The 15,894-nt window shown below is 39.5% G+C and carries 14 protein-coding genes and 1 riboswitch; of the genes, 11 read left to right on the forward strand and 3 right to left on the reverse strand.

Annotated features, from left to right (window positions below; translation table 11 throughout):
* Positions 1-47: 47 nt before the first annotated feature.
* Together AC0VYV_RS11160 and AC0VYV_RS11165 are read left to right on the forward strand one after the other, a co-directional pair.
* Positions 48-1,163 (forward strand): aminopeptidase, encoded by a 1,116-nt coding sequence (locus AC0VYV_RS11160; RefSeq protein WP_475367388.1) that lies wholly within the window; start codon positions 48-50, stop codon positions 1,161-1,163.
* Between the two features lie 110 nt (positions 1,164-1,273).
* Complete coding sequence (locus AC0VYV_RS11165; protein ID WP_098443633.1) at positions 1,274-1,480, forward strand: hypothetical protein; 207 nt, start codon at positions 1,274-1,276, stop codon at positions 1,478-1,480.
* 75 nt (positions 1,481-1,555) lie between these two features.
* On the opposite strand, the gene AC0VYV_RS11170 is transcribed toward AC0VYV_RS11165, so the two are convergent.
* Entirely contained in the window at positions 1,556-2,251 is a 696-nt protein-coding gene (locus AC0VYV_RS11170) for a Crp/Fnr family transcriptional regulator (protein WP_475367389.1), read from the reverse strand.
* Between the two features lie 95 nt (positions 2,252-2,346).
* Between AC0VYV_RS11170 and AC0VYV_RS11175 the strand changes: the two genes are divergently transcribed.
* The 4 genes from AC0VYV_RS11175 (at position 2,347) to AC0VYV_RS11190 (ending at position 5,479) form a co-directional block, all read left to right on the forward strand.
* Complete coding sequence (locus AC0VYV_RS11175; RefSeq protein ID WP_475367390.1) at positions 2,347-2,562, forward strand: glutaredoxin family protein; 216 nt, start codon at positions 2,347-2,349, stop codon at positions 2,560-2,562.
* A gap of 270 nt (positions 2,563-2,832) precedes the next feature.
* A complete protein-coding gene (gene egtB / locus AC0VYV_RS11180) occupies positions 2,833-4,119 on the forward strand; it encodes an ergothioneine biosynthesis protein EgtB (protein WP_475374857.1) in 1,287 nt (428 codons plus the stop codon).
* Positions 4,116-5,087 (forward strand): L-histidine N(alpha)-methyltransferase, encoded by a 972-nt coding sequence (gene egtD / locus AC0VYV_RS11185; protein WP_475373758.1) that lies wholly within the window; start codon positions 4,116-4,118, stop codon positions 5,085-5,087. Before egtB ends, egtD begins: the two co-directional genes overlap by 4 nt.
* Positions 5,088-5,164: 77 nt before the next feature.
* Positions 5,165-5,479, forward strand: a complete 315-nt coding sequence (locus AC0VYV_RS11190; RefSeq protein ID WP_194221634.1) for a thioredoxin family protein — start codon at positions 5,165-5,167, stop codon at positions 5,477-5,479.
* Between the two features lie 32 nt (positions 5,480-5,511).
* Here AC0VYV_RS11190 and AC0VYV_RS11195 read toward each other — a convergent pair whose 3' ends face one another.
* On the reverse strand, positions 5,512-5,742 hold the full coding sequence (locus AC0VYV_RS11195; protein ID WP_475367393.1) for a hypothetical protein: 231 nt from the start codon (positions 5,740-5,742) through the stop codon (positions 5,512-5,514).
* A gap of 225 nt (positions 5,743-5,967) precedes the next feature.
* A riboswitch (cyclic di-GMP riboswitch) is annotated at positions 5,968-6,056 on the forward strand.
* 25 nt (positions 6,057-6,081) lie between these two features.
* Here AC0VYV_RS11195 and AC0VYV_RS11200 point away from each other — a divergent pair.
* From AC0VYV_RS11200 to AC0VYV_RS11215, 4 genes are all read left to right on the forward strand, one after another.
* Positions 6,082-6,219, forward strand: a complete 138-nt coding sequence (locus AC0VYV_RS11200; RefSeq protein WP_475367394.1) for an anti-repressor SinI family protein — start codon at positions 6,082-6,084, stop codon at positions 6,217-6,219.
* A 381-nt stretch (positions 6,220-6,600) separates the two neighbouring features.
* Entirely contained in the window at positions 6,601-7,983 is a 1,383-nt protein-coding gene (locus AC0VYV_RS11205; RefSeq protein ID WP_194221635.1) for a glycine--tRNA ligase, read from the forward strand.
* 125 nt (positions 7,984-8,108) lie between these two features.
* Positions 8,109-8,678: an HAD-IA family hydrolase gene (locus tag AC0VYV_RS11210; protein ID WP_475374858.1), complete on the forward strand. Its 570-nt coding sequence runs from the start codon at positions 8,109-8,111 to the stop codon at positions 8,676-8,678.
* Positions 8,679-8,765: 87 nt separating this feature from the next.
* On the forward strand, positions 8,766-10,172 hold the full coding sequence (locus AC0VYV_RS11215; RefSeq protein WP_475374859.1) for an MFS transporter: 1,407 nt from the start codon (positions 8,766-8,768) through the stop codon (positions 10,170-10,172).
* A 45-nt stretch (positions 10,173-10,217) separates the two neighbouring features.
* On the opposite strand, the gene gltC is transcribed toward AC0VYV_RS11215, so the two are convergent.
* A complete protein-coding gene (gltC, locus tag AC0VYV_RS11220; RefSeq protein WP_194221638.1) occupies positions 10,218-11,123 on the reverse strand; it encodes a glutamate biosynthesis transcriptional regulator GltC in 906 nt (301 codons plus the stop codon).
* A gap of 176 nt (positions 11,124-11,299) precedes the next feature.
* Between gltC and gltB the strand changes: the two genes are divergently transcribed.
* Positions 11,300-15,889, forward strand: coding sequence for a glutamate synthase large subunit (gene gltB / locus AC0VYV_RS11225; protein WP_475374860.1), 4,590 nt, complete (start codon positions 11,300-11,302; stop codon positions 15,887-15,889).
* The last annotated feature ends 5 nt before the right edge of the window (positions 15,890-15,894 follow it).

The following is a 15,894-nucleotide window of genomic DNA, read 5'->3' on the forward strand; positions in this document are numbered from 1 at the left end:
ATAATAGAAAAGGTTAAGAATATTAATTTGATGAAAAGAGGGAGAATATGTTTGATTCTCGTATTATAGAGTTTGCAGAGAAACTTGTGCAGTATTCTACAAAAATTCAACAAGGTGAACATGTCTTGATTGAAGCCTTTGATGTGAATAATTCATTAGTGCGGAGTATTGTAAAAGAAGTACATAAAGCAGGTGGCTTTCCTCATGTGAATTTAAGAGATAATCAAGTTCTTCGTGAGCTATTGATGAATGCCACAGAAGAACAAATTACAGAATGGGCTGAAATCGACTTAAATCAAATGGAGAAAATGGATGCGTATATTGGCATTCGCGGTTCTGAGAACATTAATGAACTTTCTGACGTTCCTGAAGCGAAAATGGCTCTCTATAATCAGATTTACAAAACAAAAGTTCACAGCAACCAACGTGTAAAACAAACGAAATGGGTTGTGATGAGATATCCTAATGAATCAATGGCACAGCTATCAGGTATGAGTACAGAAGCATTTGAAGATTTCTATTTCAATGTTTGTACAATGGATTACGCAAAAATGAGTGAGGCGATGGATGCCCTTGTTGAGCGTATGAACAAAGCTGACGAAGTCCGAATCGTCTCCCCGGATACAAATTTAAGTTTTTCTATTAAAGATATTCCAGCTGTAAAATGTGCGGGTGAACTTAACATACCTGATGGAGAAGTATTTACGGCACCTGTAAAAGATAGCGTCAATGGCGTCATTACGTATAATACACCTTCTCCTTATAACGGTTTTGTGTTTGAAAACGTCCAGCTTACTTTTGAAAACGGAAAAGTGATTGATGCAGTTGCAAACGATACAGAAAGACTTAATCAAATTCTCGACACGGACGAAGGTGCACGATATATCGGAGAATTCGCTATCGGCGTCAATCCTTTCATTCGTGAGCCAATGAAAGATATTCTCTTTGATGAGAAAATCGATGGATCTTTCCATTTCACCCCAGGACAAGCCTATGATGAGGCACCAAACGGCAACGATTCTTCCGTTCATTGGGATCTTGTTTTAATCCAACGTCCGGAATATGGTGGCGGGCAAATCTGGTTTGATGATGAGTTAATTCGCAAAGATGGCAAGTTTGTCCCTGAAGCACTTCAAGTGTTAAATCCAGAGAATCTAAAATAAAGAAGAGAAACGCATCCATTGGATGCGTTTTTTCGTACAGATGACCAATCACATTTTCAGTTCTTTGAATATAAATAAAGAAAACTACTTAAGACAGGAAGTGCCTTCCAATGGAAATACATTGTGATGGATGTACGAAGGAGATGAGAGACTGGGAAACCATTCATATGGTGAAGTTCGATAAATGGTATGTTGGTCATTTCAACTGTTTATTGAACTTGAAAAAAAAATTAAATCTCAATAGACCGATTAAGTGGGATAAACTAGAAGGAAAAAAGGATAACCAGAAAGACTCAGATGGAAAAACTGCAAATTAGATCGAGGGGCAAGAAAAGACGCTAATGAAACTTAGCGTCTTTTCTTGTGAAGAGGATATCTGATGTCTCTGCTTCTTATTCTCCGTTTTCTTCCATGTAGGATATTGCCTGTTCTGCATGGATCGCAAATGTTAGCGGCGTTTTTTTTATGTAGCCAGCTTTTTTAAGTTCGCTAATCGTGGCGCTCACTGTTTCTCTTGTGGAACCGATCATCGTAGCGATATCATAATGCGTTAACTTAATATCAATGGTTTGCCATTCATTTTTTCTTTTACCAAATTTTTCGCTGAGTTTCATTAAAAGCGATAGGATTCGATATTTTACACTTCTAAGCGCCAGGTTTTCACTCATTTCATAGATTTCTTTTAAACGAGATGAAAGAATTTCAATGAATTTTATGGCGAGCTTGGGGTTTTCGGAAATTAGTTCTTCAAATTGATCTTTACCGATGACGCAGACATATACGTCAGACATGGCTTCCGCATATACGGAATCATCATTGAGAGAGAAACTAGATGTTTCACCGAATATGTTGCCGTCTCCTAGAAGGTCAACAGTTAATTGTTTACCTGCAGCGTTAGAGCGAAAGAGACGTACTGTTCCTTTTTTTAAAAGGAAGAGGGCTTTCATCGGTTTTTCGGGCCCCAGTATGACTGTTCCTTTTTTTAAAGGTTGCATGTCACTTACACGATCAATTTGTATTAAGTCATTCATTTCGAGTTCTTCAAATAAGTTGATCTGAGATAACATTGTTAATTTATCTATTTTCATCACCTTCATTCATGTCAAAGTAGTTGTACTCCGTAATTTAGCTTACATCATTTTATCTGTTTTATCACTTATACTAGACTATGTTAGGAGGTTAGATGTCTAACATGGAACAGATTACATTATTTACGATTACAAGTTGTATCGATTGTTATAAAATGAAACAGCATCTAAAGGTAAAAAGCATCCCGTTTGAAGAAGTCAATTTAATGGAACAGCCGGATCGACAGGATGAACTCATTAAAGTTGCTGGGGAATTTGTTGTACCTTTTCTTGTAGGAGGAAAGGAAGCTCTTTCTTTGGAAGACCTTTAATAGCCAAGCAATAATGAGAGGAATAATATAGTGCACGTATTAAATAAGGTGTTACGAATGCTAGATTCACATCTCCAATACTTTTCCTGTTATTAGAGGAAGAGAAAAGCAATTGTTGGATATAGAGGACATTCTCCTAACGACACAGGACTTTAAAGATATATTAAATGTTCTCTTCGAAACAGGAATATGTCTTTAAATGTTTAATTTAGTTAAAACTAGGGTAAAACTTTATGTTCATAAATTATTAAGATTTTGGGGGAGGAACTTATGGTACAACAATCCATTCAATTAAACGAATTACGAGAACAATTGCTTCATGCTTATGAAGCAACACGCACAATGACGAACACCTTAGTGGAACCACTTGAAACGGAGGATTTCACTATTCAATCGATTCCAGATGTAAGTCCTCCCAAATGGCACATGGCCCACACAACGTGGTTTTTTGAAACGTTTATTCTGAAAGAATACTGTGAAAATTACAAGTCGTTTCACGAAGAATTCGAATACTTATTTAACTCTTACTATGAAAGTGTAGGAAGTTATTTCCCTCGCCATGCAAGAGGCTTGCTGAGCAGGCCAAGTATAGATAAAGTTAGAAGATATCGATCTGATATTGATGAAGAAATGGTTACTCTTATTCAAGAAATTGACGAAAGTAAACTTCACCAAGTTGCTGATTTAGTAGAAATCGGATTGAATCACGAGCAACAGCATCAAGAGCTTTTAATGACAGACATTAAATATAATTTTTCTATTAATCCATTGAAACCCGTCTACCGTTCACTTGAAGTTAATTTTAAAGAAAAAGCTACACCATTAGAGTGGATCTCATTTGAGGGAGGGCTGATTGAAACGGGTGTAAATGAAGATGATGGTTTTTCCTTTGATAATGAACGTCCAATACATAAATCTTGGCTTGAGCCATTTAAGTTAGCGACTAGAACAGTAACGAACGGGGAATATCTTGCGTTTATTAAAGCTGGTGGTTATAAAGAAGCGACATACTGGTTATCAGATGGTTGGGCAACAGTAAAGAAAGAAAATTGGCAAGCACCGTTGCATTGGGTTGAAAAGGATGGGGAGTGGTATACCTTTACGCTTCATGGGTTAGTTCCACTAAATTTAGAAGAACCTGTTACACATATTAGCTACTACGAAGCTGAAGCATATGCAAGCTTTGTAGGTAAAAGACTTCCTTCTGAGTCCGAATGGGAACTTGCAGTTCGCGATCAGCCGATTGCAGGTAATTTTGTTGAAGATGGCATCTATCATCCCGTTGCATCGGTCAAGGAAAATGAAGGTATAATTAAAAAAGCCTATGGAGATGTGTGGGAATGGACGAAAAGTCCTTATATGCCTTACCCAGGTAATAAACCGCTTGACGGGGCGTTGGGTGAGTATAATGCAAAATTCATGAGCAGTCAGATGATTCTAAGAGGCGGATCATGTGTTACCTCCGTAACTCATATTCGCCCGACCTATCGAAATTTCTTTGGTCCAGATAAACGCTGGCAGTTTACCGGCATTCGTCTTGCAGATGATGAGCTATGATAAAAACTTCGCCAAGTATTCAGCTAGTTGATCTTTTACCAGAACAATCTGATCGACTTCAAGAAGTTTTAAAGGGATTGACAGCTCCTAATAAGAAGCTTGAGCCTAAATTTCTTTATGATCAATATGGATCTGAGCTATTTGAAGAAATCACACAGCTAGAAGAATATTATCCGACTCGAACGGAACTTGGAATAATGGAAGAGTCTCTTGATGATATTCTTGCTTACATTGGCGAAGAATCTAGGGTTATTGAATTTGGAAGTGGGGCAAGTCGCAAAATCAGACTTCTTCTTGAATCTGGATTGATTCAAGAATATAGTCCTATTGATATATCGAAAACATTTTTGAAAGAGTCTGCAGCACAATTGGCATTTGATTATCCTAACATTAAAATTACTGGTATTGTTGCGGATTATACAAATGCCTTTCATCTGCCGGAACATCTGCTTGATCCTTCTAAAAAAAAGACGGTCTTTTTTCCCGGTTCTACAATCGGTAATTTTGAGAAGCAAGAAGCAGAAAGGTTTTTATCAAGAATTTCGAGTACACTATCAAGTAATGATGGATTATTAATTGGAGTTGATCTAAAGAAATCGCCATCTCTTCTGCATCGTGCTTATAATGATAGCAAGGGAGTAACTGCAAAGTTTAATTTAAACATGCTTCGTCATTTGAATCTTTCGTTAGGGGCGAATTTCTCCCTAGATCAGTTTGAGCATTACGCCTATTATAATGCTAATCTGGGAAGGGTTGAGATGCATCTTGTCAGTATGCTAGAGCAAATGGTGACCGTTGGTGATCAACATATCCATTTTGAGAACCATGAAACGATTCATACGGAGAATTCCTATAAATATAGTCTAGAGGAATTTAAACTGTTAGCAGAGAATTCAGGTTTCACATCAATGAAAACATGGACTGATCAAGAACAGCTCTTCAGTTTGCACTATCTTAGTGTGAAATAACGTAAGCTTTCTTACAGACATTCAATGATTATTTCGATATAATTGTTAATGAAGATATAGGTGAAGGAGAGATAATCATGAAGAAGATTGAAACAGCTGATTCTTATCAGTCATTCATTAACAATAATGACGTATCCATTCTAAAATATGAAGCTAACTGGTGCCCGGATTGCAAGCGCCTTGACTTTTTTATTGATGATATAATGAATGCTCATCATGAAAAACAATGGGCTCAAATCGATATTGAACAATTCCCTGAAATTACAGAGGAAAATGATGTTATGGGTATCCCGAGCCTTCTTGTCTATAAAGACGGCAAAAAGATTGGTCACTTGCATAGTGCGAATACCAAAAACCCAGATCAGGTGAAAGAATATTTAAGTCAATTCTAAACAAAAGAGAAGGTTGCGAAGGCAACCTTCTTTTATTTTGTTAGAACATATTCAATGGAGCCGTCGATTAATGAATGAACAAATGCAACTGTATATCCAATGCTAAGGTAAGTAGAAAGTGTCTCACTACAATGGGGATGTAATGGTTCTGTTGGGGCATGAAGACTTTTATACATGGTTTTTACGGTACTAGAGGTGGGTTCACAACGAAGTAGTACAACGTGTTTGCCGCTCCAGGCGGTACTAATATGATTTCTCTGCATATCACTCTTCCTTTGTGAAAAATATATTCAGGGAATACAGTTAGGATATGAGTGAAATCCTAGGATGTTAGAAGTAGAAATGAAAATTTAAAAATATTTTGAATTTTCATCAGATAACTGGTATATTAGTAGCATATAACGTCAAACTTCTCGATAATCGCATTTATTCACTAAAAAGTTGTGTGTTTTGTAAGTTTAAGGTCGGAATGTGTCAGTTCTGAATTCTCCAGACAAGGGCAAACCATCCTAAAGGGTGGGACGCAAAGACACAGGTCTAATGTTGGTTCTCCAACGATGACGGCTGGTCCTCCTGGAAAACCCAAGAAGGAGGAGAAAAGAATGACCATGGCGAAACCTAAGCCTAAGAAGGTACTTGATCAAGAATGGGTTATTCTCATGAGGGCTGCCAGGGAACTTGGATTGAAGAAAGAAGAGGTACAGGCATTCTTAAGACAAGACAAAAACCGACATCTATGAATATACATAAATGAATGACGGCCTTTAAGGTCGTTTTTTTGTGATAAGCTTTGATGAAAGCAAATACGGTGTGAAATGAATAATCCTTGACTTTAGGGCAATATTTTTTGTATCATATGTCATATCAATTGCATACATAAACCATACTAACTATGAAGGATAAATAGTAGTCAGAATAACCTTGACTTTAGCGATTCGGGGACGGTGGAAGCCCGAACGAGGTCTGATGAAACGGCAGTCTGGAGTTACGTTTCTCAAAGTGGATGCCTTATTTGCATCAACTAGGGTGGAACCGCGGGTGCATAAGCTCTCGTCCCTGGACATTTTTTGTCCATGGATTGGGAGCTTTTTATATTGATTGAGAAAAAAGGAGAGAATGACATGACAATTTCAATGGATCAGATCGTTTCAGTATCAAAGCACAGAGGATTTATTTTCCCTGGTTCTGATATTTACGGTGGACTAGCAAATACGTGGGATTATGGACCACTTGGGGTAGAACTTAAGAAAAATATTAAAGATGCATGGTGGAAGAAGTTTGTTCAAGAATCACCTTATAACAGTGGTCTAGATGCCGCCATTCTAATGAATCCAAAAACGTGGGAAGCTTCAGGTCATTTAGGTAATTTCAATGATCCTTTAATTGATTGCAAAAGCTGTAAAACACGTCATCGTGCAGATAAATTAATTGAGGACGCTCTTTCTACTGATGAAGAGGACATGATTGCAGACGGCCTTTCATTTGAAGAAATGGAGCGTTTGATGAAAGAAAATCATATTACTTGCCCTGAGTGTGGCAGTGAAGATTTCACAGAAATTCGTCAATTTGATCTTATGTTTAAAACCCATCAAGGTGTAACTAAATCGAGCACGAGTGAAATTTACCTTCGCCCAGAAACGGCGCAGGGAATCTTCGTAAACTTTAAAAATGTTCAACGCTCTATGCGTAAGAAAGTGCCTTTTGGTATTGCGCAAGTTGGAAAAAGCTTCCGAAATGAAATTACACCAGGTAACTTTACATTCCGTACTCGTGAATTTGAACAAATGGAGCTTGAATTCTTCTGTAAGCCAGGTAACGAATTAGAGTGGCATGAGTATTGGAAAGAGTACTGCAAAAACTGGCTTCTAAATCTTGGTGTAAAAGAAGATAGCATCCGACTGCGTGAGCATGCAGAAGATGAGCTGTCGCATTATAGTAATGCAACAACTGATATCGAGTACAAGTTCCCATTTGGCTGGGGCGAACTTTGGGGTGTTGCTTCACGAACAGATTACGACTTAAAGCAGCATATGGAACATTCCAATGAAGATTTCACTTATCACGATCAACAAACAGGGGAGAAGTATGTGCCTTATTGCATTGAGCCTTCACTTGGTGCTGACCGCGTCACTCTTGCTTTCTTGATTGAAGCATATGAGGAACAGGAGCTTGAAGATGGCACAACTAGAAGTGTGATGCACTTCCATCCAGCGATCGCTCCGTTTAAAGCTGCTGTATTCCCTCTATCTAAGAAGCTTTCTGAAGAAGCGCGTGCTGTTCATGCGGAACTTTCGAAATACTTTATGGTTGATTATGATGAGGCTGGCTCAATTGGTAAACGTTACCGTCGTCATGATGAAGTTGGTACACCGTACGCTATTACATTTGATTTTGATTCTGTTGAAGACCAACAAGTGACGATTCGTGACCGTGACACAATGGAACAAAAGAGAATGCCGATTTCTGAACTGAAAAGCTTTCTTGAAGAAAAAACACAATTTTAATGTAGGAAGCCGCTCAAAATACGAGCGGCTTTTCTTTATAATGAAGAATAACAATGATTCTTATTGATCGTTTACCCACGAGATTAAGCTAACTTGTTGTATAACTAATAAGGAGTGAATAGTAAGTGAAGATTCTATGGGATTTTGATGGCACATTATTTGATACATACCCTGCTTTTACAAAAGTGATGAAAGAATTAGTTTCTAAAGATGTAAAGGAAGAAGATATTTTAAAAGAGCTAAAAGTGTCTTTTCGTCATGCAACGGAAGTGTTTCATTTAACTGAAGAACAAATTAAAACGTTTCGTGAAATGGATAATGCTTTGTCACCAGAAGATAAACCACCATTTCCAGGTTTGAAAACAATCCTTCAAAAAGCTGAATTAAATGTTATTATGACTCATAAACCGCGTGAAGAGGTGATCACGATTTTAAAGTATTTTAATATGGAGCATTATTTCGCTGATCTTGTTGCCAGAGATGATGGATTTCCACGTAAGCCTGATCCTGCTTCCTATCACCATTTGAATAACAAGCATCAGCTTGACCTTGCCGTTGGTGACAGAGTACTCGATATTCTTCCTGCTAAAGAAGTGGGAATGAAAACGTGTTTATTTCAGAATGATTCTTCAGGCGCTGATCTATATGTTACTAATTATGAGGACTTGAAAAACCTGTTATGGCCATCTTCGTAAATAGCTTTTTATGGCCATTTAAAAGTTGAAGTCCTTCATATTCATATGTGATAATACACATATGAATATGAAGGGGATGGTTTTGCCGTGGATAAAAAGCTTCGGTTTATTTTAATTACATTCTTATTAGGTGTTTTTCTAGGCGCGCTTGATTCAGGGATCGTTTCTCCTGCCTTAACAACGCTTATAGAAGATCTTGGCATCGATTTGAAATGGACAGTTTGGGTCGTTACAATCTATACACTTGTTTATGCGGTAAGCATGCCGATTGTTGGAAAACTTGCTGACTTATTTGGAAGAAAGCGTATTTTTCTTGCTGGGATTACATTATTTGCACTAGGTTCCCTTCTTGCGGGATTTAGTCAATCACTGCCTGTTCTATTAGCAGGGAGAGCGATTCAAGCCCTCGGTGGAGGGGGAATCATACCAATAGCGAATGCTGTAATTGGAAGTAGTTTCCCGAAAGAAAAGCGAGGTATGGCCCTTGGTTTAGTTGGTGCTATGTTTGGCGTAGCAACTATACTAGGACCGAACGTAGGGGGGTTCTTCGTTGCACAGCTTAGCTGGCGCTGGATTTTCTTTATCAACCTTCCAATTGCTGTTGTAATTATCATAATGGGACTTAAACTTCCGGATGACCGAACAGAGAGTAAGAAACCTTCACTTGATTGGGGTGGGGCGCTTGTTCTATCATTTCTAATTGTGTCCCTTTTACTAGGTCTAACCAACCTTGAAACGAGTGAATTTCTTCAATCCATCCAATCATTGCTTGTATGGCCATTGTTACTTATCAGTCTTGTGCTTATTTACCCATTGATCAAGGTCGAAAAAGTGGCCGCAGACCCTATACTGAAATTAAGCTACTTTACTGATCGGAATATTGTTCTCGCATTACTTATTTCAACGATTACCGGCATTGGGATAATTAGTATGATTTTCGTACCGTCATTCTCTGAAATTATCTTGGCATTATCAAGGGGGCAGGGTGGTTATGTGATGACAATTTTAGCCGTTGCTTCTGGATTTGCAGCACCTATAGGTGGTGTTCTTCTTGATAAGTGGGGCGCCAAACAAGTTGTGTTATTAGGATTTTCATTAAGTCTTCTTGGCTCACTCGTCTTTACTTATCTAGCAGATGGATGGCTAACCCTTTCGCTTGGTATGGTGCTGTCTGGTGTTGGGATTGGATTTACAATGGGCACACCGCTTAATTACATTATCCTTGAGTTAACTCCTGATCGAGAAGCTGGCGCAGCGCTTTCTTTAGTAAGTTTATTTAGATCTGTTGGCACGTCGCTTGGTCCTGTTATCCTTGCAGGATTCATTGCGACTTCAGGTTCAAGTACATTTAGCGGTAGCAAAATAACGGATGGAGTAAGGGATATGATTCTATCAGGATATGAGCATATGTATCTAGCTGCTTCGGTTATATTTCTAACTGGACTTATTCTCGGCGTCTTTCTAAAAATGCCGGCAAAAGCCTCACAAAGTTAATTGATTTAAAAAACTATGTCGAGCGTATACGCTCGACATGGTTTTTTATTGTCCAAATCGGTTAAGAACTTCATAAAAATGGGTAAGAAATTCAAAAAACTTTCTTTCAGAAGGAGCTAACTCTCTTCCTTGCGGGATAATGACGCCGACTGTTCTCGTGACGTTTGGCTCTGATAACTCAATTTTGACTGTCTCACCTGGGAGCTGCTCAGATAGGGTAATCTCTGGTAGTAGACTTACGCCAAGTCCAGCTGCAACTAGTCCTTTAATCGTATCGATATCTTCACCTTCAAATGCAATACGTGGTTTGAATCCAACTTGCTGGCAGGCTGAAGTAACGAGATGATGCAGGGCATAACCAGAGCGAAACAGCACAAATGGTTCATTTTTTAATTGTCCGAGCCGTAGCATTGGATAATCGGCCAGGGGATGAGATATAGGGAGGAGGGCTAAAAGTTTTTCTGTGAAGAAAATATGTCCATCAACATCAGTTCGATCTTTCGGCACTGGGGACACGAAAGCAATATCTATCTCCCCTTTACTTACTGCATCGGTAAGATCTTGTACAGATCCCTGTCTTAATTGAAATCCAACGCTTGGATGCTCCTTTCGAAATGCAGAAATAACGGTAGGTAATGTTTTAGCGGCAAGGCTGTTTGGAAATCCAATTCGAATCGTCCCTGTATCAGGATTTAAAAATTCATATACAGCTTGTCTCGCGCGTTCGATTTCTGAAATGGCCGTTTCAGCATGATCCATAAAAATATGTCCTACTTGTGTTAGCTTTACATTCCGTCCTTCTCGAATAAATAACTGCACTCCAAGCTCAGATTCAAGATTGGCAATTTGTCTACTTACAGCTGATTGTGCGACGTGAAGGGAATTAGCTGCGTCTGTCACATGCTCCCGTTTCGCGACTTCCATAAAATAATACAGTTGCCTGAGTTCCATTTAAAGCAATCTCTCCTTTGATTCATATCAATATTAGATTAATTATATCTAAATTATATATTGGAAGCATTGGTTAAAGCAATGTACAATAAGTGTAGAATATTTAAACAATTTCGACGTTATGGCGTTAAAGCGAGAAACCATAATGAATTGGGATAAGAGCGAGGAGTGGGATTATGGATAGAAGTAACTTTCCAGAGAAACAAGGATTATATGATCCAATTCATGAGCATGACGCTTGTGGCATCGGACTGATCGCCAATATAAATAATGTGCCTGCACACGACATTATTGAAAAAGGAGTCTATATGTTACGCCAGCTAGATCACCGAGGAGGGCAGGGAAGCGATCCTGACACGGGTGACGGTGCGGGTATTATGTTACAGATTCCACACGAGTTTTTCAAAAAGAATTCAGGGTTCAACCTACCAGATAAAGGTGAGTACGGAGTAGGAATGATGTTCCTTCCGGTAGATAATCAGCTGAGACAGCGTGCAAAACAAATTGTTGAGAAAGCAATCAAGGAAGCAGGTCAAGAGTTTATTGGCTGGAGAACGGTTCCTGTAGATGAAACGACAATTGGAGAAGCAGCATGTATTGCTCAGCCTGTCATTCGACAGGTCTTTATTAAGAAAAGCGATATTTCAGCTGAAGAATTTGAACGTAAATTATACGTTATTCGTAAAAAAGCAGAGAAGCAAGTCGCTCAAGATTCACAGTTATCAAAAACAAAGTATTATGCAGCGAGCTTCTCCAAAGATACGATTGTTTATAAAGGGATGTTAACACCAGAACAGCTGGATCAATTTTATCTTGATTTGAAAGATCCTAGTTTTAAATCAGCTTTTTCAATGGTGCACTCACGCTTTAGTACAAATACTTTCCCAAGCTGGGATCGTGCTCATCCAAACCGTTATCTTATTCATAATGGGGAGATCAATACTCTTCGTGGAAATGTGAACTGGATGAGAGCAAGGGAAGGAGCTCTTCAATCGGAAGTATTTGGAGATGACATGAAAGACATTGCTCCAATTGTTCGTCCAAATGGAAGTGACTCCTCTTCATTAGATAACTGTCTTGAATTCTTGAATCTCTCAGGCCGTTCATTACCACATGCGGCTATGATGATGATTCCAGAGCCATGGGACCGTGATACTACGATGCTGGATCCAAAGAAAGCCTTTTATGAGTATCATAGTACATTGATGGAGCCATGGGATGGTCCAACAGCTATTGCGTTTACTAACGGTCGTCAAATAGGAGCGATGCTTGATCGTAATGGTTTACGTCCTGCACGATACGTGATCACAAACGACGACACGTTTATTCTTTCTTCTGAAGTTGGCGTTATCGAAATAGAAGAAGAGAAAATTACAGAAAAAGGCCGTTTAAGTCCTGGGAAAATGCTACTACTCGATCTAGAGGAAAAGCGCCTTGTTGACGATGAGGAGATTAAAGCGCAAATTGCGACTGATCAACCTTATCGTAAATGGCTTGATGAAAACCTTATGAGTCTTTCACCAGAAAAAGTGAAGACAAGACAGATAGATGAGAAAGAACTCGTCCAAACACAGCGTGCTTTTGGATACACATATGAAGAACTTACAAAAAATATCGCGCCGATGGTTACTGAGAAAAAGGATCCGATTGGCTCAATGGGAAATGATGTTCCATTAGCTGTTCTTTCTGAGCGACCACAGTTACTGTTTAACTACTTTAAACAGTTGTTTGCTCAAGTAACGAATCCACCAATTGATTCGATTCGAGAAGAATCCGTTACTTCAACAATGACGCTGCTTGGCCCTGAAGGAAATTTACTTGAAACAAAACCGGGAAGCGCTAGAAGAATTCGTCTTGAAACACCTATTTTAACAGATAGTCGATTTGAAGCGATTAAGGCATTAGACGAAGAGGACTTTCATCCTGAAACACTTAGTTTATTGTTTAATGCAGCACGTGGTGAAACGGAAATGGAGCATGCACTTCTGGCGTTATTCCGTAAAGCTGATCGCGCAATTAAAAACGGGAAAAGCATACTTGTTCTCTCCGATTTTGGAGTGAATCATGAGAAAGCGGCGATTCCGTCTTTACTTGCTCTAAGTGGCCTACATCACCACTTGATTAAACGCGAGACGCGTACGAAAGTAAGTTTGATCGTAGAAACAGGTGAAGCTAGGGACGTTCATCAGTTTGCTATGTTAGTTGGTTACGGAGCAGACGCCATTTATCCATATGCTGCTTATGACTCGATTGACCATATGATTAACGACGGGACGATTGAGGGCTTTTCTTTCGAAGATGCCATTGATAATTATATTGATGCTGCGACAACTGGAATTGTAAAAGTGATGTCCAAAATGGGCATTTCAACAATTCAAAGCTATCGAGGAGCGCAAATTTTCGAGGCAATTGGAGTTAGTAACGAAGTAATTGATCGTTATTTTGCTGGTACAGCTTCGCAAATTGATGGTATTCCAATCGATGTTATTGCAACAGAAACGTTAATGAGGCATCACTTTGCTTATCATGATTCTGAATATAGTGATCTTACACTTGAAACAGGTAGTGAACTGCAGTGGAGAAATGGGGGAGAGCACCATTCATTCAATCCGAAAACCATTCATACACTCCAACACGCTGCAAGAAGTAATAACTATGAATTATATAAGAAATTCTCTGGCATGGCGTTAGAAGAGAATCTCACTTATTTAAGACAGGCGATTGATTTTGGTTCGAAAGATGCGATCTCGATTGATGAGGTTGAAAGTGTTGAATCGATTACTCGTAGGTTTAAAACGGGTGCAATGAGCTATGGTGCCTTAAGTGGTGAAGCTCACGAAGCTCTTGCGATTGCAATGAACCGTATAGGTGGACGTAGCAATAGCGGTGAAGGTGGAGAGGACCCTTCTCGTTTCACTCCTGATGAAAATGGTGATCTTCGTCGAAGCTCTATTAAACAGGTAGCATCAGGTCGATTTGGTGTATCAAGCTACTACTTAAGCAATGCAGATGAAATTCAAATTAAAATGGCACAAGGTGCGAAGCCTGGTGAAGGTGGTCAGCTACCAGGGAAGAAAGTATACCCTTGGATTGCTGAAGTTCGTGGCTCGACTCCAGGTGTTGGACTGATTTCACCACCTCCACACCATGATATTTATTCGATTGAGGATCTTGCCCAGCTAATTCATGATTTAAAGAATGCAAATCCATCTGCACGAATCAACGTAAAGCTAGTTTCAAAAGCAGGCGTTGGTACGATTGCTGCAGGTGTAGCTAAAGGGCTTGCAGATGTTATTCTCATTAGCGGATATGAGGGTGGAACAGGAGCATCTCCAAGAACGAGTATCAAACACGCTGGTCTTCCATGGGAACTTGGTCTAGCGGAGACGCATCAAACACTCGTATTAAATGATTTACGTGATCGTGTTGTTCTAGAAGCTGATGGAAAAATGATGACTGGTCGCGACGTCGTGATGGCAGCTATTCTAGGCGCTGAAGAATTTGGATTCTCGACAGCACCGCTAGTCGTTCTTGGTTGTATTCTTATGAGAGCGTGCCATCTTGATACGTGCCCGGTTGGTGTAGCTACTCAAAACCCTGAACTACGTAAGAAATTTATGGGGAATCCGGATCACGTCGTGAACTACATGCAGTTTATTGCACAAGAAGTTCGTGAAATCATGGCTGAGCTAGGCTTTAGAACAATCGAGGAAATGATTGGACGTACGGATGTACTGAAAGTAAGTCGTCGCACGAAAGATCACTGGAAAGCAAGATACCTTGATCTAAAACCGCTTCTCTATCAGCCGCATGTGTCAGAAGAGGTTGGACGCTTCAAACAGCGTGATCAGGATCACAAGTTAGAAGCTGCACTTGACAATACGTCAATTATTCCTGCAGCACTCGGTGCGCTCGAAGAACAGAAGCCATTTGAGGGATCTTATGTTATTAGAAATACAAACCGCGTTGCAGGTGCTCTACTAGGACATGAAATTACGAAGCGCTATGGCGCAGAAGGACTTCCAGAAGATATGATTCGCTTACACTTCACAGGTTCAGCAGGTCAAAGTTTTGGAGCCTTCGTACCAAATGGCGTCACAATGCAACTAGAAGGCGATGCAAATGATTATGTAGGTAAAGGGTTATCAGGTGGGAAACTGATCATCCATCCGTCAGCTAAAGCTGAATTTGCTCGTGATGAAAATACAATTGTAGGTAACGTTGCTTTCTACGGAGCAACTTCAGGTGAAGCTTATATTAGTGGTCTCGCAGGAGAGCGATTCTGTGTGAGAAATAGTGGTGCAAGTGCGGTTGTTGAAGGTATTGGAGACAACGGATGTGAATATATGACAGGTGGCCGTGTTGTTGTTCTTGGCGAGACCGGGAAGAACTTTGCAGCAGGTATGTCAGGTGGAATTGCCTATGTTCTTTCAGATGACCAGGAGGCGTTTAAGCGCAATGTAAATGCTGAAATGGTTCACATTGAATCACTACGTAACTATGACGAGATTCTTGAAGTGAAGCATATGATTCAGCAGCATGCATACTTTACTGATAGTCCAAAAGCGATCCGTTTCATTCAAAACTGGAATGAAGTTGTCGGGAAGATCGTGAAAGTAATTCCGAAAGAATTTAAAAGAGTCACAGAATCATTAGAAGAATTGAAAGAAAAAGGCTATGAAGATGACGACGCAGCATATGAGGTGTTCCAACAGGCTAAGAACGGTCAAATGAAGCCACGTCAAAGCGACTTGGAACCGGTATAAGGGGA

The organism is Anaerobacillus sp. QJM3NY_17 (assembly GCF_056173665.1).

Bases quoted from the DNA above. Each gene is read 5' to 3' on its own strand.
- AC0VYV_RS11160 (WP_475367388.1), top strand. From the start codon at position 48: ATGTTTGATTCTCGTATTATAGAGTTTGCAGAGAAACTTGTGCAGTAT.
- AC0VYV_RS11165 (WP_098443633.1), top strand. From the start codon at position 1,274: ATGGAAATACATTGTGATGGATGTACGAAGGAGATGAGAGACTGGGAA.
- AC0VYV_RS11170 (WP_475367389.1), bottom strand. From the start codon at position 2,251: ATGAAAATAGATAAATTAACAATGTTATCTCAGATCAACTTATTTGAA.
- AC0VYV_RS11175 (WP_475367390.1), top strand. From the start codon at position 2,347: ATGTCTAACATGGAACAGATTACATTATTTACGATTACAAGTTGTATC.
- egtB (WP_475374857.1), top strand. From the start codon at position 2,833: ATGGTACAACAATCCATTCAATTAAACGAATTACGAGAACAATTGCTT.
- egtD (WP_475373758.1), top strand. From the start codon at position 4,116: ATGATAAAAACTTCGCCAAGTATTCAGCTAGTTGATCTTTTACCAGAA.
- AC0VYV_RS11190 (WP_194221634.1), top strand. From the start codon at position 5,165: ATGAAGAAGATTGAAACAGCTGATTCTTATCAGTCATTCATTAACAAT.
- AC0VYV_RS11195 (WP_475367393.1), bottom strand. From the start codon at position 5,742: ATGCAGAGAAATCATATTAGTACCGCCTGGAGCGGCAAACACGTTGTA.
- AC0VYV_RS11200 (WP_475367394.1), top strand. From the start codon at position 6,082: ATGACCATGGCGAAACCTAAGCCTAAGAAGGTACTTGATCAAGAATGG.
- AC0VYV_RS11205 (WP_194221635.1), top strand. From the start codon at position 6,601: ATGACAATTTCAATGGATCAGATCGTTTCAGTATCAAAGCACAGAGGA.
- gltC (WP_194221638.1), bottom strand. From the start codon at position 11,123: ATGGAACTCAGGCAACTGTATTATTTTATGGAAGTCGCGAAACGGGAG.
- gltB (WP_475374860.1), top strand. From the start codon at position 11,300: ATGGATAGAAGTAACTTTCCAGAGAAACAAGGATTATATGATCCAATT.